We start from the raw sequence: 21,420 nt of genomic DNA on the forward strand, positions 1-21,420 counted from the left end.
CGGCCGGTGGCTGCAGCGGTGTTGACCGAGAGTTGGGGACGTCCGGCCGCTGCCGCAAGGCCGAAAGCGGCGCGGATTCAACTGACGCCCAGTTGCCTCGCGATCCCGTTCATGGCCCGGGCAAGCTCGATATCGAGCCGGGTGACGCCGCCGGCGTCATGGGTCGACAGCACGACTTCCACCGTCTTGTAGACGTTCTTCCACTCCGGATGATGGTCCTTCTTTTCGGCGACCAGCGCCGCGCGGCTCATGAAACCGAAGGCTTCGTTGAAATCCCTGAAAGTGAAGGTGCGGGCGATCGCCTCGCGGCCGGCGGTCTCGGACCAGCCGGACAGTTCCGCCAGCGCCGCCTGGCGCGCCTCGGCCGACAGTCGTTCCACCATGATCGCCTCCCTGTTCCGCACCGGCTTAACCTAACACCGATGGGCGCCCGAGGGATCCCCACCCAAACCGACTGGATAGCCGCGTCCAATGGCCACGCGCGGGCCCCGCTAACCATGACGTAGATGTAACCTCGGTTTGGCAGGAAATTTGCTAGAATAGCCCTGCAGGCCTGCTGGCGACGTGAATTTGTAGCTCAACGATTGCACAGGGATTGATGACCGACGGCCCCACCCTCGCCCAAAAGCCGGTTCCAGCTTCGCCCCGCCCGGCGAAGCAGCGGCTGACATTCGTCATGCTGGCCGGCGTACTGGCGATCGTCGGCGCGCTGGTGGCGGGTTACTATTTTGCGATGCGCCCGGTGACGCTGAGGATCGCGGTTGGCCCGGCCAACAGCGACGACCTCAAGGTGGTCCAGGCGCTGACGCAGGCCTTCAACAATCAGCAACGCAGCCAGGTCCGGCTGCGCCCGATTCAAACCGACGGCGCGGGCGCGAGCGCCAACCTGCTGGGTGAAGGCAAGGCCGACCTCGCCATTATCCGCGGCGACCTCGAAGTGCCCAAAAACGCGCAAGCGGTGGCGACACTGCGCAAGAACGTCGTGGTGCTTTGGGTGCCCCCCGCACAGAAGACCAAGGGCAAGAAGGCGGCGCCGAAGATCACGAAAATCGCGCAGCTCGCCGGCCGACGGGTCGGCGTCGTCGGCCGTACCCCGGCCAACGTCAATCTGCTGAAAGTGATCCTGGCGCAATACGGCATCGATCCCGCCAAGGTCGAACCTATCCAGTTTCCGGCCAACGAGGCCGCCGACGCCATTCGCAACCAGAAGGCGGATGCCTATCTCGCCGCCGGCCCGGTCAACAGCAAGATCACCGCGGATGCGATCGCGGCTTCGACGCGCGACGGCGGAACGCCGAAATTCCTGGCAATCGATCTGGCCGACGCGATTGCGCAGAACCACCCGGCCTACGAGGCGTCCGAAATTCCGGCCGGAACCTTTGGCGGGGCGCCGGACAAGCCCGAGGAGGAGGTCAAGACGATCAGCTTCTCGCACCACATCGTGGCGCGCAAAGGCATTTCGGAATCGACCATCGCCGCCTTCACCCGGCAATTGTTCGGGATCCGGCAGAATCTGAAGACCGAATTTCCGCTGGCGGCGAAGATCGAGACGCCGGACACCGACAAGGACGCCATCATCCCGGTCCATCCCGGCGCCGCCGCCTTTGTCGACGGCGAGGAGAAGACCTTCCTCGATCGCTACAGCGATTTCATCTGGTGGGGATTGATGGGACTGTCGGCGATGGGCTCCGCCGGTGCGTGGTTTGCCGGCTACCTGAAAAAGGACGAGCGCAACCTCAACACCTCGCAGCGCGACCGGCTGCTGGACATGCTGGCCGCCGCCCGCGGCTGCGATTCGATGGACGAGCTCGACCAGATGCAGTCGGAAGCCGACGCCATTCTGCGCGATACGTTGATATGCTTCGAGCACGGGGCGATCGAGGACGGGACGCTGACCGCCTTCAACATCGCGATCGAGCAATTCCACAGCGCCGTCGCCGACCGCAAGGCGCTGTTGATGAGCATGCCGCAAAACCTGCAGCGGGCGAGCGCACAGTTCCGGGCCGCCGGCACCGCCTGAGCGGCGCATTTCTGTAACCTTAGCGTCACAGAATTTTCCTATAGCGTTTGGAAACCGTCATTCCGGGATGGTCCGAAGGACCAGACCCGGAATCTCGAGATTCCGGGTTCGATGCTAACGCATCGCCCCGGAATGACGGGGGCCAAAAACGGCGAGGCTCGCATGACGTTCCGCATTTCCCGGCGCCGCTTTCTCTCCACCGCGGGTTCAGGCGCCATCGGCGCGCTGGCGATGCCCTATCTCAGCCGCGCCGCCGACAGGCCACTCGTTACGCACGGCGTGCAATCCGGCGACGTCGGCGCCGATGGCGGCGTGGTGTGGGCGCGCGCCGACCGGCCCTCGCAGATGATGGTCGAGGTCGCCACCACGGAATCGTTTGCCAATGCGCGAGCACTGCCGCCGATCGCGGCCCTGCCGGAAAGCGATTTCACCGCAAAGATGCTGCTGGAAAACCTGCCCGCGGGACAGGACATCTTCTACCGCGTCCGCTTTCGCGACCTTTCACATATCGACATCCAGAGCGAGGCCGTGGTCGGGCGGTTCCGTACCGCGCCGGCCGATCGCCGCGACGTTAGTTTCGTCTGGGGCGGCGACGTCGCCGGACAGGGCTGGGGCATCAATCCGGACGACGGCGGCATGTTCACCTTCGCCACCATGCGCAAGCATCGCCCGGATTTCCTGCTGCATTCCGGCGACACCATCTATGCCGACGGTGTGATCCCCGCCGAGGTCAAGCTTGCCGACGGCAAGCTCTGGAAGAACGTGACGATCCCGGAAAAGGCCAAGGTCGCCGAAACGCTCGACGAATTCCGCGCCGCCCACAAGTACAATTTCCTGGACGACAATCTGCGCGCTTTCAACGCCGAAGTACCCATTTTCGTGCAGTGGGACGACCACGAGGTCACCAACAACTGGTCGGCCTCGAAGCAGTTGCCCGCCGCCTACAAGGAGCGCGACATCACCCTGCTCGCCGCGCGCGCGGCCCGCGCCTTCCACGAAATGTATCCGATGCGCGAGAGCATCGTCGAGCCGGGCCGGGTCTATCGCACGCTCAATTACGGCCCGCATCTCGACGTGTTCATGCTGGACGAACGCAGCTATCGCGGCCCCAACGGTCCGAACCTGCAGACCAGCTATGGGCCCGACAGTTACTTCATCGGACCCGAGCAGTTGGCCTGGCTGAAGCGCGCGCTGTTGAACTCGCGCGCCACCTGGAAGGTGATCGCCTCCGACATGCCGCTCAGCATCATCGTCTATGACGACGCGCCCAACAAAAAGGGCTCGGAAGCATTTGCGCAGGGCGACGGTCCGCCGCGCGGGCGCGAACTGGAGATCGCCGACATCCTGCGCTTCATCAAGACGTCAGGCGTCGTCAACACGGTTTGGCTGACGGCGGATGTGCATTACGCCGCCGCGCATTACTACAACCCGGACAAGGCGCAGTTTCAGGAATTCGATCCGTTCTGGGAATTCGTATCCGGCCCGCTGCACGCCGGCACGTTCGGCCCGAACGAACTCGACAATACGTTTGGCCCCGAAGTGCGTTTCATCAAGGCGCCGGGGCTCGACAAGCAGAACCTGCCGCCGTCCGCCGGCATGCAGTTCTTCGGCCACGTCAAGATCGACGGCGCCAGCGGGCAGATGACGGTGACGCTGCGCGATCGCGCCGACGTCGCGTTGTGGTCGACGACACTCGATCCGAAGCCGGTGTAGACAACCCGCTCCCGCTCAGCGGCCGGCCTTGCCCTGCCGCAACAGAGCCTGCAGCGCATCGGTCGAATAGGGCTTGGGCAGCCGCGGCTTGTTCGCAAAGGCCCCGGGCAGCCTCGCGTCGGCGCCATAGCCGGTGACGAAGGCGAACGGAATTTTCAGCGCTTCCAGCCGTTCGGCGACCGCAAAACTCTTTTCGCGGATCAGGCCGACGTCGAGCAGCGCAAAATCCGGCGGCCGTTGTTCGATCAGATCGAGCGCCCTGGCGACGCTGGCCGCGCTACGCACCGTCTTCACGCCGAAGCCGAGAATCGTGTCTTCGAAGTCGAGCGCGATGATCGGGTCGTCCTCAACGATCAATACGTCGTTGGGTACGCCGTTGACAAAGCCGGGTTCCATGACCGCACCGGGTGACAGGTTCAACATTTGACGCCTCGCAGAAACTCGGAGGGGACCTGATGATCGGCGCCTCAGGGGAAGCGCGCCGCAGGTTCCGGAACTGAAACCACCACATCCGCGTTCAACCGTCTGTCCACTTGTGAACATACCGACGGCCGCAATCCGACTATTGTCTGCGATCGGAGGACTGGAACCTGCCATGCTCACACGACCAGACGAAGCGGCCGGCGAGCGGCCGTTCAACAACCTGCTGCGGCGGCTGAACAGCGCCGATTTTGCCCTGATCGAGCCGTATCTGACCGCGACCGACGGCAATCCCAACGACCTGCTCTACAACCCGGGCGACGACGTCGAGATCGTGCACTTCCCATGTGGACCCAGCCTGGCCTCCTACATGGTTCCCAATGAGGACGGCCGCGACGTCGAGACCATCCTGATTGGCCGCGAAGGCGCGGTCGGCGGCATCGTCAGCCAGGGCTTTCTGCCGGCCTATACCCGGATCATGGTCAAATTCGCCGGTCCCTTCATGCGGCTGCCGGTAAGCAAGCTCGATGCGGCGAAGTCGAAATCGCGCACGCTGAGCAATGTTTTCGCCCGCTACGCCGACTGCATGCTGGCGCAGATCTTCCAGTCCACGGCCTGCAACGCCATCCACTCGATCGAGCAGCGAACCGCGAAATGGATCATTTCGGCGATGGAACGCACGGATGGCGAAGAGGTCGTGCCGCTGACCCATGAGCAGCTCGCGACCCTGCTCGGGGTCGGCCGCTCCTATACCAGCCGGGTGATCCAGACCTTCAAGGCGGAGGGCATTTTGGAGACCCGCCGGGGCTCGATCCTGGTCCGCAACCCCGATGCCCTGCGGGTCCGGTCCTGCCTTTGCAACGAGGCCGTGAAGAACCATTTCGAGGAAGTTTTGCGCGGGGTCTATCCCGACCCGGAAAAGGGCAATTAGGCCGCTGCCAAGCGACTGCCATGCCGAAATCGGCTAACCAACAGCCCAATAAACCCTTGTTTTTTGACGTTTTCTGAATATATTGCGCCGCAACGAGTAAGGTGTGCCCGGTCCTTTTGGCCGGGCTTCCCTTTTTGGGACCAAGTGTCCCCCGACTTTCAGGTTTTGAGCACGATCCGGAAAAGTGGGTCCCGGTTTTCCGGCGAGATCGCGCTCCAGCCTATGTCCTGATGCAGAAGAGAATCATGAAGCTTCGCAACATCGCCATCATCGCCCACGTCGACCACGGCAAAACCACGCTGGTCGACAAGCTGCTGCAACAATCCGGCACCTATCGCGACAACGAACGTCAGGTAGAGCGCGCGATGGACTCCAACGATCTGGAGCGCGAACGCGGCATCACTATTCTGGCCAAGTGCACCTCGGTGCAGTGGAAAGACACCCAGATCAACATCGTCGACACCCCCGGCCACGCCGATTTCGGTGGTGAGGTCGAGCGCATCCTGTCGATGGTCGACGGCGTGATCGTGCTGGTCGACGCCGCCGAAGGCCCGATGCCGCAGACCAAGTTCGTGGTCGGCAAGGCACTCAAGCTCGGCCTGAAGCCGATCGTCGCCATCAACAAGGTCGACCGTCCGGACGCCCGCATCACCGAAGTCGTGAACGAGGTGTTTGACCTGTTCGCCGCGCTCGACGCTACCGACGACCAGCTCGATTTCCCGATCCTCTACGGTTCCGGCAAGAACGGCTGGATGGGGACCACCCCGGAGGCCTCCCATGAGGACGGCATGCAGCCGCTGTTCGACCTCGTAATCAAGCACGTGGCGCCGCCGGTGGTCGAGGAAGGCCCGTTCCGGCTGCTCGGCACCATCCTTGAGGCCAACCCCTATCTCGGCCGCATCATCACGGGCCGCATCGCCTCCGGCTCGGTCAAACCGAACCAGTCGGTGAAGGTGATTTCGCGCGACGGCAAGCTGGTGGAAACCGGCCGCATCACCAAGATCCTGGCGTTCCGCGGCCTTGAACGGCAGCCGGTCGACCTCGCCGAGGCCGGTGACATCGTCGCGATCGCGGGCTTGCCCAAGGGCACCGTCGCTGACACCTTCTGCGATCCGAGCGTCGAAACGCCGATCCAGGCGCAGCCGATCGATCCGCCGACGGTGTCGATGTCGTTCATCGTCAACAACTCCCCGCTCGCCGGCACCGAAGGCGACAAGGTCACCAGCCGCCTGATCCGCGACCGCCTGCTTCGCGAGGCCGAGGGTAACGTCGCGCTCCGCGTCGTCGAATCGCAGGACCGCGATGCCATGGAAGTGTCGGGCCGCGGCGAATTGCAGCTCGCGATCCTGATCGAGACCATGCGCCGCGAAGGTTTCGAGCTGTCGGTGTCGCGCCCGCGCGTGGTGCTGACCAAGGACGAGAACGGCACCTTGCTGGAGCCGGTCGAGGAAGTCGTGATCGACGTCGACGAGGAGTTCTCCGGCGTGGTCGTGCAGAAGATGAGCGAGCGCAAGGCCGAGATGATCGAGATGCGCCCATCCGGCGGCAACCGCCTGCGCCTGGTATTCTACGCGCCGACCCGCGGCCTGATCGGCTACCAGGGTGAACTGATGACCGACACCAAGGGCACGGCGATCATCAACCGCCTGTTTCACAACTACCTGCCCTACAAGGGCGACATCCAGGGCCGCCGCAACGGCGTGCTGATCTCCAACGATCAGGGCGAGGCGGTCGCCTACGCCATGTTCAAGCTGGAAGACCGCGGCCCGATGATGATCGAGCCGGGCTGGAAGGTCTACAAGGGCATGATCGTCGGCGAGCACACCCGCGACAACGACCTCGAGATCAACATCCTCAAGGGCAAGCAGCTCACCAATATCCGCACCACCTCGAAGGACGAAGCGGTGCGCCTGACGCCGCCGATCCGCATGACCCTGGAAAAGGCGCTGGCCTATATCGAGGAAGACGAACTGGTCGAGATCACCCCGAAGTCGATCCGCCTGCGCAAGAAGTTTTTGGACGCCAACGACCGCAAGCGCGCGGAAAAGACCAAGCAGGAAGTGGCGTAAGCCGCCCTTCTTGTCATGCCCCGCGAATGCGGGGCATCCAGTAATCGTCGGCGCCTGAGATAAATCGAGAGCTCCCGGCGCACTGGATCACCCGCATTCGCGGGTGATGACAGGCCATGCCTGGGGTGGCTTCAGGCCGGCCGCCGAACATGCTAGAGGCGGAGGCATGACGTCCCTCCCCTCCTCAGTCGATGTCGCCATCATCGGCGCCGGCGCCGCAGGCCTCGGCGCCGCGCATGCCCTGAAACATTCGGGTCTCTCCACCGTCGTGCTGGAAGCCCGCGACCGCGTCGGCGGCCGCGCCCACACCATCATGGCTTCGCCCGATGTCGTCTTCGATGTCGGCTGCGGCTGGCTGCATTCGGCCGACCAGAACTCGTTCGTCAACATCGCCGAACAGCTCGATTTCGAGATCAACAAGACCCTGCCGCCCTGGCGCGAGCGCGCTTACGGCAAAGCGTTCCCGAAGGAAGAGCGCGACGATTTCATGGCTGCCCTCGACGCCTTCTATGATCGCGCCGAGCAAGCGGCCAAGGTCGCGAAGAAAAATCACCGCGACAGCGCGGCCGGTCTCTGCCTCGCGCCCGGCAACCGCTGGAACCCGATGATCGACGCGATCTCGACCTACATCAACGGCTGCGAACTCGACCAGGTCTCGATCCTGGACATGGACGCCTATGAGGACACCGAGATCAACTGGCGCGTCCGCCGCGGCTATGGCGCGCTGGTGGCGGCCTATGGCGCCTCATGCCCGCTCGCACTCAATTGCGAGGTGACGCTGATCGATCATTCCGGCAAGCGCATCCGCATCGAGACCTCGCGGGGCACGCTCAGCGCCGACAGGGTGATCGTCACCGTGCCGACCAACCTGATCGCCGACGCGGCGATCCGCTTCGATCCGCCTCTGCCTGCTAAGGTCGAGGCCGCGCGCGGCCTGCCGCTCGGCCTCGCCGACAAGGTGACGCTCGCTCTCGACGAGCCCGAAGCCTTGCCGGTCGAAGGCAATCTGCGTGGCGCCACCATGCGCACCGAGATGGGCACCTATCACCTCCGCCCGTTCGGCCAGCCCTGCATCGAAGGCTTTTTCGGCGGGCGCTTTGCGCAGTCGCTGGAAGACTCCGGCCCGGGCGCTTTCGCCGCGCACAGCATCGACGAAATCGTAGGCTTCCTCGGCAACGACTTTCGCCGCAAGCTAAAGCCGCTCGCGGAATCGCGCTGGGCCCACGACCCCTTCGCCCGCGGCTCCTACTCCCACGCTCTGCCCGGCCACGCCGACAAGCGCGCGGTGCTGGCAGCCCCGGTCGACGGCCGGCTGTTCTTTGCGGGCGAAGCGACCTCGCCGGGATTTTTCTCGACCGCACACGGGGCGAGGGATTCGGGGGAGCGGGCGGCGGGAGAGATTCTTGCTCTGATCAAGGAATGACTTCAGCGACCGTCATTGCGAGCCAACGGGTCGGGCGAATGCCCGCCCGATGACAGGCTCCGCGAAGCAATCCATCTCGCCGCGCAAAGAAAGAATGGATTGCTTCGTCGCGCTGCTCCTCGCAATGACGGATCACTCCATCAGCCAATTTCCGCCAGCACCGCGTTCTTGAACGCATGGTACTCGGCCTTCAGATCGACGCGATAGCTCTCCGAATACGGCGGCTGCGGCTGGCACGACAGGGTGACGATGACGACCCGGGCTTTCCTGTTTACGTAGAGCGATTGGCCGGCGAAACCGACGGCGACCATGGAATCGTCCGGATCGATCCACCAGCTATAGCCGTAACCTGTCGCCCCATAGCGATTGGTTTCGGCGTCGAAGGCGAATGCGCGGCGCCCTGCGCTTTCAATCCAGTCCGGCGGGAGCACAGGCTTCCCGTCGATCACGCCGTTGCGCAGCAGAAAGACTCCGAAGCGGCCGAAATCCCGCAGCGCAATGCCGGCGCGGCTGCCGCCGATCTCCTGCCCGTTTTCCGATTCCAGCGTATAGAACGCGTCGAATTCCATACCGAGCGGAGACCAGATCGTCTCCGACATGAAGTCGGCGAGATTTTTTCCCGTGGCCGCCGAGACCAGACAGCCGAGCACATAGGTGTCGCCGGTGTTGTAGGAAAAATGACTGGCGGGCGGATGTTCGGCCTTCAGGTTTCGCATCAGCGCCAGCACGCCGCCGGGGACCTTGTCGCCCAGCGACTTGCTGTAGCGGTTCACGTCGGAGTTCCGATCGGTGTAATCCTCGCTCCAGCGCACGCCGGAGGACATGGTGAGCAGGCTGCGCACGGTGACCGCATCGTAGGCGCAGCCGCGTAGCGCCGGGATGTATCTGGAAACTGCATCGTCGAGGCTCGAGATGGCGCCCTGCTGCAGGGCAGCGCCGACCAATGTCGACGTCAGCGACTTGATCATCGACATCGACGACCAGCGCAAGTTCTCTTCCAGCCCGAGGGAGTAGCGCTCCAGCACGATCTGCTCGTTCTTGATGACCAGCAGCCCCGCAACGTTGGCGCGATCGATATACGCGTCGACGCCATGCGCACCCTGGTCGGTCTGGTATTGCGGCGATATTTCTCGACCGCGCTGCAGTGGCAGAACCGTCTTGCCCCGGCGGATCGGCCGCGTCGCGAACATGCGATCGACATTGCGGTACGCGTAGGCCTGCGCCGTCGGGGAGAGAAGCAGAAAATCCTCACCCGCCGGAACGTGGAATTTCGGCGACGCTACAGCATCGTGATCCATGCCCATCTACTCCATCACCCGCGCACGCATGTCGGCATCCGGGATGAAACATTCCTCGTATTTCCCGAAAATGCGGTAGCGGTTGCGCGCGACGAGATTGTAGACGGCGTTGCGAACCAGCTTCGGTACCCAAAACAATACGCGCACCCAGCCCCATCCCGGCAGCGCACCCAGCACCGTCAGTGCGCCGTCCGATTTGAACCAGGCAATGCCGCCATGAACCACGGCGTTGGTATCGGGATCGTTGGGGTCGATGCCGAAGGCTTGCGCCAGTCTCGTACCGTAAGCCGACTGGATCGCCGTAAAGCGGAAGCGGCGCGCGGTGTCGCGGGTGGCGACGAAGCGGATCCAGCGCGAGCAGAAGATGCAGACGCCATCGTACAGGATCACGTCATCGTCGGGCCAACTGTTCATCGGTTATCCAGTGTCAACAAAGCGACCAGCATCAGCACGATCGCGCCCAACACGTGCAGATATTTGAGGAGAAAATACAGCGTCATCGTTTTTTAGCCGGGGCAAGGGATCGCGACTTCAAGGCGCGATCGAGGTCGGGTGCGGCCAGTTTTACACCGCCTTCGGTTTCCGGCAGCCAGTGTCCCTCGCTGCCGTATGCCGGCAGCGCGCGAAAATCGACCTGGCCGCCGGCGTTGCGGAACGCATCGGCCAGTTGCTTCGACAACGCGGGCGAAAAGTAGCTGTCATTGGCCGCCACCAGCCACGTCACCTTGACGCGCGCGGCCTTGCCGAACGCGCCCGCCGCGGCAAGCAGCGTGTGCGGCGCGCAGACCTGATTGGGAAAATCATTGGCCTGACCGCCGCGGCCGGGCGCGAAGGCGATGATGGCTGCAACGTCGCTGGGATCTTCGCTCGCCAGCGCCAGCGCGCCCCAGGCGCCGGCCGAATGCCCGATCACGACCATGCTGTCCGGCCGGATGAAGGGTTGCTTGCGCACCAAGCCTGCGGCCGCCGCGATCTCGTCGGCGGTGGCGCGACCGGACTTGGCGTAGTCGGCATCGTCGCAGCCGCCCTGGTCTTCGAGGTATTTTCCGCCCGTCGCGCCATGGCCCGGACGTTCCGGAACCAGCACAGCAAAGCCGCGACCGACCAGCCAAGCCGCCAGCGCGCGGTATTCCGGCTGCGGCATTTGCGCGCGACGCAGCACGTTCTGGGTGGTGGCGTGGGCGATCAGGGCCAGCGGAAACGGGCCGTCGCCAGGCGGGCGAAACAGCACCGCATGCGCTCGTGTGTCCGGATCCGGCGACGGCACCAGCCATTGCTGCAGGCGGTTTGGCTCGCCTTCGGCGCCCTGCGGACCGAACGCCGGCTGCGCCGATCCGGTCGTTACGCCGAGCGCGGCGACGACCAGACCAGCGAAAATCACTCTCACCAGATGCATGGATTGCCTGACGCAGCCAAGGAGGGAGACGCGGATGAGCCAACAGAATACCGGCGACGAATCAAATCCAGTGCATTTTTCCGTGAACGAGATTTCACGGCGGCGTCCGCCGAAGCGATTCCAGGCGGGTTTTGCCTTCCCTCGCAGCAGCGAAATGCCGGGCAAGGCAGCTCCTTGTCCTCTTTCGGTACAGAACGGTTAAAAACTGATGCAGAAAATCCACAGGTTAACCGATAATTAACGATGGACCTTGAAGCCGGGCCGCCGACTTGCTTTGATCAGGTCATGAGCACAACCCTGATCGAGGTTCGACCGGCCAAAGCTGCGGATGCAGCCGCGGTGGCGTCTACCCATGATGAAGCCTGGCGCTCAGCCTATCAAGGCATCATCCCCGGCGCCGAACTTGAGAAGCTGATCAACCGTCGCGGCCCGCAATGGTGGGACAGCGCGATCCGCAAGGGCAGCCGCGTCAGCGTGCTGGTGTTCGGCGACAAGGTTGCCGGCTACGCCAACTACGGCCGCAACCGCGCCCGCAGCCTGCATTTCGAAGGCGAGATCTACGAGCTCTATCTGCGGCCGGAATTCCAGGGCCTCGGCTTCGGCCGCCGCCTGTTCACCGCCGCACGCCGCGATCTGGTGCAGAGCGGACTGAAGAGCATGGTGATCTGGGCGCTGTCCGACAACGATCCGGCGACGGAATTCTACCGCGCGCTCGGCGGCCGCATGGTCGCCCGCTCCTCGGAGAAGTTCGGGCCCAAGTCGCTCGACAAGGTCGCGTTCGCCTGGACCAACTGAGCCTAATTGAGGCTTTTCCCTGCTTTGCTACGGGTCTAAACCGGCCGTGACACGCGCCTGATTCAGGGCGCGTCCTTTAACGCAAAGCCGGAGCCCTCCATGCGCATTGACGCCATTTCGATCGGAAACAATCCGCCCGACGAGGTCAACGTCATCATCGAAGTTCCGGTGGGCGGCGAGCCGATCAAATACGAAATGGACAAGGACGCCGGCACGCTGGTGGTCGACCGCTTCCTCTATACGGCGATGCGCTATCCCGGCAATTACGGCTTCATCCCGCACACGCTATCGGGCGACGGCGATCCCTGCGACGTGCTGGTCGCCAACACCCGTGCCATCGTCCCGGGCGCGGTCATGAGCGTCCGCCCGGTCGGCGTGCTGCTGATGGAAGACGAAGCCGGCGGCGACGAGAAGATCATCGCGGTTCCCTCATCGAAGCTGACCCAGCGCTACGACAAGGTGAGGAACTACAACGATCTCCCCGACATCACGCTGCAGCAGATCCAGCACTTCTTCGAGCACTACAAGGATCTCGAGCCCGGCAAATGGGTGAAGGTGCTGCGCTGGGGCGACGCTACCGATGCCCACAGGCTGATCCTGGAAGGCATCGCGCGCGCCAAGGGAAAACAGAAGTAACCCCTCATCCTGAGGAGCCCGCGCCAGCGGGCGTCTCTGCCCCGCACGGGATAAACCATTGGCCTTATGGTTCGAGACGCGCGAAGACGCGCTCCTCACCATGAGGGGAGACAATCATCATGCGCCGCATCATCCGTAACATCCTGCTGCTTGCGATCGCGGCGATCGTGGTTGTCGCCGGCGTGCTGGCGTTCAACGTGGTCACCCATGGCTCGCGGCAGCTTCAGGCCGCCGCGGTACCGCGCGCAGCGGTCGACGCCCAGGCGGCCGCGACGCGGCTGAGCGAGGCGATCCGGTTCCGGACCATTTCGAGCTACGAAAAGCCGGAGCAGCACGCCGAGGCGCTGCGCGGCATGCAGACCCATATCGAGAAGAGCTTTCCGGCGTTCCACGCCGCAGCCAAGCGCGAACTGGTCGCCAACTACAGCCTGCTCTACACGTGGGAAGGCTCGGACCCGAAGGCGCAGCCGATCGGTCTGCTCGCGCATCAGGACGTGGTGCCGGTCGCACCCGGCACCGAAAAAGACTGGCAGCAACCGCCCTATGACGGCGTGATTGCCGACGGCTACATCTGGGGCCGCGGTTCATGGGACGACAAGGGCAACCTTTATTCGATGCTGGAAGCCGCCGAGGCGATGGCCAAGGCCGGCTTCCGCCCGAAGCGAACCATCTATTTTGCCTTCGGCCATGACGAGGAAACCGCAGGCACATCGGGCGCCAAGTCGATCGCCGCGCTATTGGCCTCGCGCGGCGTTCACCTCGATTTCGTGATCGACGAGGGCCTGTTGATCACCGAAGGCATCATGAAGGGGCTCGACAAGCCGGCCGCGCTGATCGGTGTCGCCGAAAAGGGCTACGCCACGGTGGTGCTGAACGCGCATGCGACCCCCGGCCATTCTTCGATGCCGCCCCGCGATACCGCGATCGGCATGATGAGCGCGGCGCTGGCGCGGCTGGAAGATCATCGCCTGCCAATGCAGATCCGGAGCTCAGTGGCGGAAATGTTCGACACCATGGCGCCCGAGATGTCCGGCTTCAACCGCGTGGTGCTGTCGAATCTGTGGCTGTTCAAGCCGCTGCTGTTGCGCGAGTTCGAAAAGAGCGGGCCCACCGAAGCGATGGTGCGCACCACCACGGCGCTGACGATCTTCAATGCCGGCGACAAGGACAATGTGCTGCCCGGCAATGCCGAGGCGACCGTCAATTTCCGCCTGATCCCGGGCGACACGCAATCCAGTGTGGTCGATCATGTACGGAGCACGATCGCCAACGAACGCATTTCCATCACGCCGTTTCCCGGCAATACCGACCCGCCGCCGGTCACCGCAACCGCAAGCCCGTCGTTCCAGATGCTGAACCGCACGATCCGCGAAATCTTTCCGGATGTCGTCGTCGCGCCCGGCCTGATGGTGGCCGCCACCGACTCGCGTCACTATGTCGGCGTGACCGACAGGATTTTCCGCTTCTCGCCGGTGCGCGCGAATTCCGACGATCTGAAGCGGTTTCACGGCACCAACGAACGCCTCAGCGTCGAAGGCTATGCCGACATGATCCGGTTCTACCGGCGGCTGATCGAGAATTGCGCGGGGTGACGACGTAGTCGTCATTCCGGGGCGCGAAGCGAACCCGGAATCTCGAGATTCCGGGTTCGATGCTTCGCATCGCCCCGGAATGACAGCGACCTCACACCCCCGGCGCCGGCAGCTTGTGAATCGCGCATGCCGCGCGCAGCGTGTTGACCAGCAGGCAGGCCACCGTCATCTGCCCGACACCGCCGGGCACCGGCGTGATAGCGCCGGCCACTTCAGCCGCTTCCTTGAACGCGACATCGCCGACCAACCGGGTCTTGCCTTCAGCCGTCGGCAACCGGTTGATGCCGACATCGATCACGGTGGCGCCCGGCTTGATCCAGTCCGCGCGCACCATTTCGGGCCGGCCGACGGCGGCATAGACCAGATCGGCACGGGCGCAAAGTTGCGGCAGATCGCGCGAGCGCGAATGCGCGATCGTCACCGTGGCGTTTTCGTTGAGCAGCAGTTGCACCAAGGGACGGCCGACCAGATTGGAGCGGCCGATCACGATCGCGTTCATGCCCTCGAGCGAGGCATGCACGTTCTTGGTCAGGATGATGCAACCGAGCGGCGTGCAGGGCGACAGCGCGGTAAAGCCGCCGGCGAGCCGTCCGGCATTGTTCGGATGCAGCCCGTCGACGTCCTTGGCCGGATCGATGGCGTTGATGACGGTTTCGGTGTGGATCGATTTCGGCAGCGGCAATTGCACGAGAATGCCGTGCACCGCGGGGTCGCGGTTCAACTTCGATATCAGCGCCAGCAGGTCGGCTTGCGCGACGTCGTCAGGCAATTTGTGCTCGAACGAGGCCATGCCGGCGGCCTGGGTCTGCTTGTGCTTGCTGCGGACATAGACTTCGCTGGCGGGATCATGGCCGACCAGCACCACCGCCAGCCCCGGCGTCAGCTGATGATCGCGCTTGACCCGCGCGACCTCTGCGGCGACGCGCTCACGAAGCTCCGCTGCAATGACTTTTCCATCGATGATGCGTGCCGTCATCTCAATCCTTTGTCTTCTCTAATTTGACGGCCATTGCCTTCCGCAAGGTCTCGCCAAGAATTTTGGGATCGCCGTCGACGGCAACCTGCTTCATCCGCGAGGTGGTGCCGGACAGCATCCTGACCCTGGCCTTGGGCACGCCGAGCGCCTTGGCCAGCAATTCCATGACCGCGCGGTTGGCCTCGCCGCCCTCGGCGATGGCGCGTACCCGGACCTTGACCACGCTGCGCCCGTTGGCGAGCGTTTCAATGCCGTCGATATCGTCGCGGCCGCCGCGCGGGGTTACCCGCAATGCAATGCTGATGCCCTCGGTGGAATAGCGCCAAGGATCCATTGGTTGTCCATGGAGCGTCCGTCAGCGACCGGCGCCCGCGATCAGATGACGTTGGGATAGATGTAGTAGGCAATCACCCGCTGGATGAACATGATGATCAGGATCAGGACGATCGGCGAGAGATCGAGCCCGCCCATGCTGGGCAGCACCCGGCGAATCGGCGCCAGCACCGGCTCGGTGATCCGGTACAGGAACTCGGCCACCGCCGCGACGAACTGGTTACGCGTATTCACGACATTGAAGGCGATCAGCCAGGAAAGGATGGCCGAAGCGATCAAAAGCCAGACGTATAGGTCGAGGACGATGATGACGATATCGAGGACGGCGCGCATGTGATGGGGGCTCGCAGGTGGGACACCCTGCTAGATATCGGTTCGGCCCCCGGCAAACAAGGGAAGTTCCCGGCAAATGGCACCGAAATCGGGCACTTTCACCGTTCTTGACTTGACCTTGGGCCAGACTGTAAATGGCGCCGATTGTCACCGCTTCCGGGTCATTCCGAGGCGGTCGCAACGGGGCCATAGCTCAGCTGGGAGAGCGCGTCGTTCGCAATGACGAGGTCGGCGGTTCGATCCCGCCTGGCTCCACCAGCCTTCGCTTGCTTCGCAAGCTACGGCTAGGCAAGCCACATCCTGCCCTATCGTAGCGAAGCAAGCGAAGGCTGCCCCGCCATAGCCCGAAGGGCGACGGCGGGCCTGGGCAAGCCTAAAGACCCAACCCTTCCCCCTCACTTCCCCGTAAACCTTGGCGGCCGCTTCTCCATGAAGCTCGCCACGCCCTCCTTGAAGTCACTCCCCTTCAGCGCGATCTGCATTTCGCGGTTGGCGTCGATGGTCGCCTCCGCCAGCGTCTGGAACGGCACGTCGTAGAGCTGGCGCTTGATCACCGAGATCGCACTGGGCGAGACAAAGTCGGCAAGGTCGCGCGCATAGGCATAGGTCTGCTCGCGCAGTTGATCCGGCGGATAGATCCGGTTGACGAGGCCAATGCGCAACGCCTCGTCGCTAGTGACGCGGCGCGCCGACATCAGGAGATCGAGCGCATTGGCGTGGCCGACCAGAAGCGGCAGCATCCAGCTGATGCCGTGTTCGGCAATCAGCCCGCGGCGCGAGAACGCCGTGGTGAAGACGGTATTGTCGGCCGCAAACCGCAGGTCGCAGTAGAGCGCATGGACCAGGCCGATGCCGGCGGTGGCGCCGTTCAGCATGCCGATCACGGGTTTCGGGATCGCGGGATAATAGGCATAGCGCGTCTGCCAGTCGGCACGGCGATTCATGTCGAACGACGGCGTGCTCTCGCCGCGCCGGATCTCGTTGGGATCGATCGCCTTCAATCCCTCCATGTCGGCGCCGGCACAGAACGCGCGTCCCGCGCCGGTCAGCACGATGACGCGGACATTGTCGTCGGCGGCGGCCTGCTCCATCGCGTGGCGCACGTCGCGTTCCATGATCGCCGTCCACGCATTCATGCGGTCGGGGCGGTTGAGCGTGATGGTCGCGACCTTGTCGCTGACTTCATAAAGAATATGCTGATAGTCCACGGCGATCTCCCTTTGATTTTTTCTCGTGGGCTGCCGCGGTCGAATTGTCGACAACTCCGCGTTGGCCGTACGCCTGCTTGCGGAAGCGACACTAGCACATTCACGGATTTTGAAAGCTGTCCGGGCGCGCGACGCAAATTCCGCGTGGCGGCTATTCCGCGGCTTCCGACATGATCGAGCGTGGCATGCGCGCGAGCCAGCCGTCGATGAAGCGCTTCAGCCATGCGCGCTCGGTGACGTCGTGCATCGCGCGAACGGCAAAGTGCAGGTGGCGCGGATGTGCACCCGGTGAATCCATCCGCACGCAGCCGCGTGTGGTCCAGCGATGCATCATCGCGTAGGTGACATCGGGGTGAAACTGCAAGCCGAACGCATGGCCGTGCTGGAACGCCTGCACCGGAAAATCATTGCCTTCGGCGAGCAATTCGGCGCCTCCAGGCAATTGAAATCCCTCGCCGTGCCAATGGTAGACGCGCTCCGGCCAGTTCGGGCAGAGCGCATGGCCGGCTTCGGTCGGACGGATCGGATAGTAGCCGACCTCGACCCGGCCTTCGGGATGCGGCGCGACCTGCGCGCCCAGTTGTTTGGCGAGCATCTGCGCGCCGAGGCAAATGCCCAGGAACGGCCGCTGCTCGCGCAGGGGGACTTCGATCCAGTCGATTTCCCGGCGAACATATTCATCGGAATCGTTGGCGCTCATCGGGCCGCCGAAAATGACCGCGCCGGCATGCCGATCCAGCGTTTCCGGCAAGGCATCGCCGAACCGCGGGCGCCTGATGTCGAGGGGATGGCCGAGGGCGCGGAGCGCATTGCCGACCCGGCCCGGGGTCGAGGTCTCCTGGTGCAGGACGATCAGAACCGGCAGTAACGGCGCCGGCTCGGGGGTGAGCACCATCCTCCGCCCCGGAAAGGGCAGGACATTGTCGCCATTTTTGCTCGACCCGAACGACATCGACGTTGCCTAGGGTACCTCAAACCGAAACCATACCTAAGTGAGTCTTAATTTCGGGTGAGTTCACTGGACTTGCAGAAATAATAAGCAAGTCGCGGGCCAGATGTGTCCGGCGTCACGCTTCGGGGCAAAACGAGGGGTATTTCAGCGCTGGCGTAGCTGGAGCAGGCCGACCGCGCCCAGGATAAATCCGCGCGGAAACAGGCGAAGCAGGAACGGCACGATCTTGATGCCGAGCCCGGGCATCACTGCCCGCTTGTTGGCCATCAGACCGCGATAGGCCTGCTGCGCGACATTCGCCGGCAGCACCTTGAGCACCGCCGAATCGAAGCCGGGGGTAAATCCGGCGCGCGCCTGAAATTCCGAGGGCACCGGACCCGGACAGACCACGGTCACCCGGACGCCCCGCGGCGCCAGCTCGGCGCGCAGCGCTTCGGTAAATGACAGCACATAGGCCTTGGACGCGTAGTAAACCGCCATGCCCGGCCCCGGCAGAAAGCCCGCGATCGAACCGATGTTGAGGATGCCGCCGCGGTTGCGGATCAATTGCTCGGAAAACCGCAACGACAGGTCGGTCAGCGCGCGGATGTTCACCGCGATAATGTCAAGCTGGTCGGCCCGGTCGCGCTGGAACGCCCTGCCGAACAGGCCGAAGCCCGCATTGTTGACGACGAAGTCGACCTCGACACCGCTCGCAGCCAAAGCCTCGGCGATCCTGTCGCCGGAATCAGGCTGCGTCAGGTCGCAGGGAATGATAACAGGCGCAGCACCGCCCGCAGCCGTAATCTCAGCCGCCAGCGAGGTCAGACGATCCGTCCGGCGCGCGACCAGCGCAACGCGATGACCCTTGGCTGCAAAAACGCGCGCCAGCTCGGCGCCTATGCCCGCCGATGCACCGGTAATCAGCGTCACACGCTCAGTCACGATCGAAATCTCTTAGTTCAATTTCAGGTTACGCCGCGAATGACAGGACGAGAGCATAGGCCTGTGGTGTGACGCAAGCCACCGGCGGGTATGTTGGTGTGCAAACCCGCAACGCTCGCGGGAAAAATGTCGAATTTCGAGACTTATCGCGTTACGCCGCACATTAAAGTTTCGTTATGTTCGAGACGGGACACTGCACGGCGGCGTGTCACATGGCCGCGTCGGCGGCCCTCGAAGCGCTTGGGGACGGGACCGATTGCCGCTCCGCCACACGGTGCTTGAGATCGATCCGGTCGCGCGAGGAAACGCCGAGCAGATCCGCGGCACGCCAGACGACATTGTCCTCGAACTCGCTGACCTGGCCATCGGCATAGACCAGCTCCCACATCATCTCGATGATGCGCAGCCGGCCCTCCTCGTTTACCGAGCGCATGATGACGCTGGTGAAATGATAGAGATCGACCGCCTCGCCCTCGACCTTGGTCGCCGAGGCGATCAACCGGTCCGCGGTGCCGGGATCAAGCTTGAAACTGCTCTCGATCAGGCTGTGCAACTTGCGTTTCTCGACTTCGGTCGGCTCGCCATCGAGCGAGACGACGTGGACCAGAAGCGCGGTCGCCGCCAGGCGATAGCCGGTATCGTCGAACGTCCGCTCCTCCTGCGCACCGGGGGAGACAATGTCGGCAATGAATTGGCGAAGTCCGTCGAGCATCTGCATCCCTATCGAATGAAGTCTTGATACCGATCATATGGCGTGGAATTCAACCCCGCGCAATCGGCGCAGGTTCCGCGGCGAGCATTACGTTTCGGCAATCTCTGCGTCCGTCATGGCCGGGCTTGTCCCGGCCATGACGCCAGAATGTCGAGGCGCAACTGTACTGAGATGAATCTCACGGTATTTCGTACACCACGATCTTGTCGGCGATGCCGCGCAGCGCGGCTTGTTTCTGGATCGGCTTGATCGCCTCCCGCTCCAGGATCGTGACCACTGCCGGCGAGTCGATCACCGGGCCGGTGATGTGAATTTCCTGCGACGTCGACAGGCTCTGCACCCTCGCTGCGATATTGACGGTCTGGCCGAAATAATCCTGACGTTCGTTGAGCATCACAGCGAGACACGGGCCTTCGTGAATTCCGATCTTCACGATCAGATCCTCGGTACCGCGCTTGGCATTGAGTGCGGCCATGGCGGACCGCATGCGAAGCGCCGCGGCCAGCGCGTGTTCGGGCCTGATGAAGGTCGCCATCACGGCGTCACCGATGGTTTTGACCACCGCGCCTTTTTCGGACGAGATGATTTCCAGCAGCGCGTGAAAGTGCGCGCGCACCAGATCGAAGGCGGCGAGGTCGCCGACCCGCTCATACAGCGCCGTCGATCCCTTCAGATCGGTGAACAGGAATGTCAGCGACGTGATCTTCAGCCGCTGATCGATATTGAGATTGTCGGCCTTGTAGACGTCGCGGAAGGTCTGGTTGGTCAGCATCCGCTTCGCGGTCAGGAACGGCTTGCGCTTGCCGAGCAGCTGATGGAGCCCGTCGGCGGCGATGAACACCGACGGCAGCACCCGCACGCCGGTCTGATTGTCGAGTGACAGCCGCAGCGGACCGGGACGCATGGTGGTGGTTCCGGTCGGTGCATGGACGTTGTTGTAGATCAGCGATAGTTGCTGACGCTCCCTGGTCGGCTCGCCCTGAACGTCGATAAATTGCGCGGCATGGGTCACCGGTTCGAACACGATGATGAATTGCGCCGGTAATTGCAGCGACAGCACTGCTTTTTCGCCGGCCGGCAGTTCCAGCGCGTCCAGCGTCACCTCGTCGGTCAACGCCGCAAACGACTCCTTGTTTAAGTCGATGCCGGAACTCCAGAATACCTGTTTGAAGTATTCCCAGATCGGCAATGTATTGGGATCATGCGCCGCGATCCGCCGGACGCGCGGGCTGACGGTGAAGGCAACCTCGACCTGTTCGTCGACCGAGGCTTCGTAGCCCGCCGCGCACAGCGCGCAATTGTAATCGTCATGCCGCAGCGACTTCAGCGTCGAATGCGCATCGAGCACCCCGCCACAGCCCGGGCACAGCACGTTCCAGGTCAGTTCGAACAGACCAAGCCGCGAGGCATGGAGGAAGCCCGAGATTATCAGCTCCTCGTCGAGCCCCGTTTGCCGCGCGAAATCAAGCACATTGACGCGGTTGAGCTCGTGGTCTTCGCCGGTCTCGATCAGGCGTGCGATCGCATCGGCCACCGCCGGGTCGGCGGTCTGCTTCAACACGGAAAACTGGGCGTTGATATCGCTCATGTGAGGCAACTCAAATGGGATCGCCGGAGCACTCCAGCAATGCCCGGGATCTGTTTTGACGCGCTTTCCACGACGCCTTTCCAAGACGCCTTTCCAAGACG

22 protein-coding genes and 1 tRNA gene are annotated in these 21,420 nt (G+C 63.4%); 10 read left to right on the top strand and 13 right to left on the bottom strand.

Annotated elements, in window-relative coordinates:
* Positions 1–77: 77 nt before the first annotated feature.
* Positions 78–404, bottom strand: a complete 327-nt coding sequence (locus tag BLR13_RS17280; RefSeq protein WP_283806908.1) for a 4a-hydroxytetrahydrobiopterin dehydratase — start codon at positions 402–404, stop codon at positions 78–80.
* 194 nt (positions 405–598) lie between these two features.
* Between BLR13_RS17280 and BLR13_RS17285 the strand changes: the two genes are divergently transcribed.
* Both BLR13_RS17285 and BLR13_RS17290 read left to right on the top strand, forming a co-directional pair.
* Complete coding sequence (locus BLR13_RS17285; RefSeq protein ID WP_079586252.1) at positions 599–2,020, top strand: TAXI family TRAP transporter solute-binding subunit; 1,422 nt, start codon at positions 599–601, stop codon at positions 2,018–2,020.
* A gap of 162 nt (positions 2,021–2,182) precedes the next feature.
* Positions 2,183–3,733, top strand: a complete 1,551-nt coding sequence (locus BLR13_RS17290; RefSeq protein ID WP_074831408.1) for an alkaline phosphatase D family protein — start codon at positions 2,183–2,185, stop codon at positions 3,731–3,733.
* Between the two features lie 15 nt (positions 3,734–3,748).
* On the opposite strand, the gene BLR13_RS17295 is transcribed toward BLR13_RS17290, so the two are convergent.
* On the bottom strand, positions 3,749–4,156 hold the full coding sequence (locus tag BLR13_RS17295) for a response regulator (protein WP_074821388.1): 408 nt from the start codon (positions 4,154–4,156) through the stop codon (positions 3,749–3,751).
* Positions 4,157–4,328: 172 nt separating this feature from the next.
* On the opposite strand from BLR13_RS17295, the gene BLR13_RS17300 reads away from it, so the two are divergent.
* The 3 genes from BLR13_RS17300 (at position 4,329) to BLR13_RS17310 (ending at position 8,576) form a co-directional block, all read left to right on the top strand.
* On the top strand, positions 4,329–5,084 hold the full coding sequence (locus BLR13_RS17300; protein WP_074821385.1) for a Crp/Fnr family transcriptional regulator: 756 nt from the start codon (positions 4,329–4,331) through the stop codon (positions 5,082–5,084).
* Between the two features lie 245 nt (positions 5,085–5,329).
* Positions 5,330–7,153, top strand: a complete 1,824-nt coding sequence (gene typA / locus BLR13_RS17305) for a translational GTPase TypA (protein ID WP_074831407.1) — start codon at positions 5,330–5,332, stop codon at positions 7,151–7,153.
* Positions 7,154–7,319: 166 nt separating this feature from the next.
* Entirely contained in the window at positions 7,320–8,576 is a 1,257-nt protein-coding gene (locus tag BLR13_RS17310) for a flavin monoamine oxidase family protein (RefSeq protein ID WP_074821382.1), read from the top strand.
* 140 nt (positions 8,577–8,716) lie between these two features.
* Here the strand turns inward: BLR13_RS17310 and BLR13_RS17315 are convergent, their stop codons facing one another.
* The 3 genes from BLR13_RS17315 to BLR13_RS17325 all read right to left on the bottom strand — a co-directional run bounded on the left by BLR13_RS17315 (position 8,717) and on the right by BLR13_RS17325 (position 11,270).
* Complete coding sequence (locus tag BLR13_RS17315) at positions 8,717–9,874, bottom strand: serine hydrolase domain-containing protein (RefSeq protein ID WP_074831405.1); 1,158 nt, start codon at positions 9,872–9,874, stop codon at positions 8,717–8,719.
* A 6-nt stretch (positions 9,875–9,880) separates the two neighbouring features.
* Positions 9,881–10,288 (bottom strand): thiol-disulfide oxidoreductase DCC family protein, encoded by a 408-nt coding sequence (locus BLR13_RS17320; protein WP_074821380.1) that lies wholly within the window; start codon positions 10,286–10,288, stop codon positions 9,881–9,883.
* Between the two features lie 82 nt (positions 10,289–10,370).
* Entirely contained in the window at positions 10,371–11,270 is a 900-nt protein-coding gene (locus tag BLR13_RS17325) for an alpha/beta hydrolase family protein (protein ID WP_074821377.1), read from the bottom strand.
* Positions 11,271–11,304: 34 nt separating this feature from the next.
* Between BLR13_RS17325 and BLR13_RS40205 the strand changes: the two genes are divergently transcribed.
* The 4 genes from BLR13_RS40205 to BLR13_RS17340 all read left to right on the top strand — a co-directional run bounded on the left by BLR13_RS40205 (position 11,305) and on the right by BLR13_RS17340 (position 14,293).
* Positions 11,305–11,472 (top strand): hypothetical protein, encoded by a 168-nt coding sequence (locus BLR13_RS40205; RefSeq protein WP_157793706.1) that lies wholly within the window; start codon positions 11,305–11,307, stop codon positions 11,470–11,472.
* A gap of 83 nt (positions 11,473–11,555) precedes the next feature.
* Positions 11,556–12,065: a GNAT family N-acetyltransferase gene (locus BLR13_RS17330; RefSeq protein WP_074831403.1), complete on the top strand. Its 510-nt coding sequence runs from the start codon at positions 11,556–11,558 to the stop codon at positions 12,063–12,065.
* Between the two features lie 99 nt (positions 12,066–12,164).
* Positions 12,165–12,701, top strand: a complete 537-nt coding sequence (ppa, locus tag BLR13_RS17335) for an inorganic diphosphatase (protein ID WP_074821374.1) — start codon at positions 12,165–12,167, stop codon at positions 12,699–12,701.
* Between the two features lie 119 nt (positions 12,702–12,820).
* The gene (locus BLR13_RS17340) at positions 12,821–14,293 is read left to right on the top strand and encodes a M20 family peptidase (protein ID WP_074821371.1); all 1,473 of its coding nucleotides are present in this window, start codon (positions 12,821–12,823) and stop codon (positions 14,291–14,293) included.
* Positions 14,294–14,384: 91 nt separating this feature from the next.
* On the opposite strand, the gene folD is transcribed toward BLR13_RS17340, so the two are convergent.
* From folD to BLR13_RS17355, 3 genes are read right to left on the bottom strand one after another with little or no spacing between them, the layout of a single operon-like run.
* Positions 14,385–15,269, bottom strand: coding sequence for a bifunctional methylenetetrahydrofolate dehydrogenase/methenyltetrahydrofolate cyclohydrolase FolD (gene folD / locus BLR13_RS17345; RefSeq protein WP_074821368.1), 885 nt, complete (start codon positions 15,267–15,269; stop codon positions 14,385–14,387).
* 1 nt (position 15,270) lies between these two features.
* Complete coding sequence (locus BLR13_RS17350; RefSeq protein WP_074821365.1) at positions 15,271–15,603, bottom strand: DUF167 domain-containing protein; 333 nt, start codon at positions 15,601–15,603, stop codon at positions 15,271–15,273.
* A gap of 41 nt (positions 15,604–15,644) precedes the next feature.
* On the bottom strand, positions 15,645–15,935 hold the full coding sequence (locus BLR13_RS17355; RefSeq protein ID WP_074821363.1) for a YggT family protein: 291 nt from the start codon (positions 15,933–15,935) through the stop codon (positions 15,645–15,647).
* Positions 15,936–16,117: 182 nt separating this feature from the next.
* Here BLR13_RS17355 and BLR13_RS17360 point away from each other — a divergent pair.
* Positions 16,118–16,193 (top strand) — tRNA-Ala (locus BLR13_RS17360).
* A gap of 137 nt (positions 16,194–16,330) precedes the next feature.
* Here the strand turns inward: BLR13_RS17360 and BLR13_RS17365 are convergent.
* The 5 genes from BLR13_RS17365 to BLR13_RS17385 all read right to left on the bottom strand — a co-directional run bounded on the left by BLR13_RS17365 (position 16,331) and on the right by BLR13_RS17385 (position 21,319).
* Positions 16,331–17,143 carry an enoyl-CoA hydratase gene (locus BLR13_RS17365; RefSeq protein ID WP_074821358.1) on the bottom strand — a complete coding sequence of 271 codons (813 nt, stop codon included), beginning with the start codon at positions 17,141–17,143 and terminating at the stop codon, positions 16,331–16,333.
* Positions 17,144–17,294: 151 nt separating this feature from the next.
* Positions 17,295–18,095 carry a glutamine amidotransferase gene (locus BLR13_RS17370; protein ID WP_074821354.1) on the bottom strand — a complete coding sequence of 267 codons (801 nt, stop codon included), beginning with the start codon at positions 18,093–18,095 and terminating at the stop codon, positions 17,295–17,297.
* 144 nt (positions 18,096–18,239) lie between these two features.
* Positions 18,240–19,019 (bottom strand): SDR family NAD(P)-dependent oxidoreductase, encoded by a 780-nt coding sequence (locus BLR13_RS17375; RefSeq protein ID WP_074821352.1) that lies wholly within the window; start codon positions 19,017–19,019, stop codon positions 18,240–18,242.
* A gap of 208 nt (positions 19,020–19,227) precedes the next feature.
* Positions 19,228–19,731: a TerB family tellurite resistance protein gene (locus BLR13_RS17380; RefSeq protein ID WP_074831402.1), complete on the bottom strand. Its 504-nt coding sequence runs from the start codon at positions 19,729–19,731 to the stop codon at positions 19,228–19,230.
* A 178-nt stretch (positions 19,732–19,909) separates the two neighbouring features.
* Positions 19,910–21,319: an adenylate/guanylate cyclase domain-containing protein gene (locus BLR13_RS17385; RefSeq protein ID WP_074821346.1), complete on the bottom strand. Its 1,410-nt coding sequence runs from the start codon at positions 21,317–21,319 to the stop codon at positions 19,910–19,912.
* Positions 21,320–21,420: the final 101 nt, after the last annotated feature.

This window comes from Bradyrhizobium ottawaense, assembly GCF_900099825.1.
Taxonomy (GTDB): Bacteria; Pseudomonadota; Alphaproteobacteria; order Rhizobiales; family Xanthobacteraceae; genus Bradyrhizobium; species Bradyrhizobium ottawaense_A.

Coding starts and splice junctions, on each gene's coding strand:
- BLR13_RS17285 (WP_079586252.1), top strand. CDS start 599: ATGACCGACGGCCCCACCCTCGCCCAAAAGCCGGTTCCAGCTTCGCCC.
- BLR13_RS17290 (WP_074831408.1), top strand. CDS start 2,183: ATGACGTTCCGCATTTCCCGGCGCCGCTTTCTCTCCACCGCGGGTTCA.
- BLR13_RS17295 (WP_074821388.1), bottom strand. CDS start 4,156: ATGTTGAACCTGTCACCCGGTGCGGTCATGGAACCCGGCTTTGTCAAC.
- BLR13_RS17300 (WP_074821385.1), top strand. CDS start 4,329: ATGCTCACACGACCAGACGAAGCGGCCGGCGAGCGGCCGTTCAACAAC.
- typA (WP_074831407.1), top strand. CDS start 5,330: ATGAAGCTTCGCAACATCGCCATCATCGCCCACGTCGACCACGGCAAA.
- BLR13_RS17310 (WP_074821382.1), top strand. CDS start 7,320: ATGACGTCCCTCCCCTCCTCAGTCGATGTCGCCATCATCGGCGCCGGC.
- BLR13_RS17315 (WP_074831405.1), bottom strand. CDS start 9,874: ATGGATCACGATGCTGTAGCGTCGCCGAAATTCCACGTTCCGGCGGGT.
- BLR13_RS17320 (WP_074821380.1), bottom strand. CDS start 10,288: ATGAACAGTTGGCCCGACGATGACGTGATCCTGTACGATGGCGTCTGC.
- BLR13_RS17325 (WP_074821377.1), bottom strand. CDS start 11,270: ATGCATCTGGTGAGAGTGATTTTCGCTGGTCTGGTCGTCGCCGCGCTC.
- BLR13_RS40205 (WP_157793706.1), top strand. CDS start 11,305: ATGAGCCAACAGAATACCGGCGACGAATCAAATCCAGTGCATTTTTCC.
- BLR13_RS17330 (WP_074831403.1), top strand. CDS start 11,556: ATGAGCACAACCCTGATCGAGGTTCGACCGGCCAAAGCTGCGGATGCA.
- ppa (WP_074821374.1), top strand. CDS start 12,165: ATGCGCATTGACGCCATTTCGATCGGAAACAATCCGCCCGACGAGGTC.
- BLR13_RS17340 (WP_074821371.1), top strand. CDS start 12,821: ATGCGCCGCATCATCCGTAACATCCTGCTGCTTGCGATCGCGGCGATC.
- folD (WP_074821368.1), bottom strand. CDS start 15,269: ATGACGGCACGCATCATCGATGGAAAAGTCATTGCAGCGGAGCTTCGT.
- BLR13_RS17350 (WP_074821365.1), bottom strand. CDS start 15,603: ATGGATCCTTGGCGCTATTCCACCGAGGGCATCAGCATTGCATTGCGG.
- BLR13_RS17355 (WP_074821363.1), bottom strand. CDS start 15,935: ATGCGCGCCGTCCTCGATATCGTCATCATCGTCCTCGACCTATACGTC.
- BLR13_RS17370 (WP_074821354.1), bottom strand. CDS start 18,095: ATGTCGTTCGGGTCGAGCAAAAATGGCGACAATGTCCTGCCCTTTCCG.
- BLR13_RS17380 (WP_074831402.1), bottom strand. CDS start 19,731: ATGCTCGACGGACTTCGCCAATTCATTGCCGACATTGTCTCCCCCGGT.
- BLR13_RS17385 (WP_074821346.1), bottom strand. CDS start 21,319: ATGAGCGATATCAACGCCCAGTTTTCCGTGTTGAAGCAGACCGCCGAC.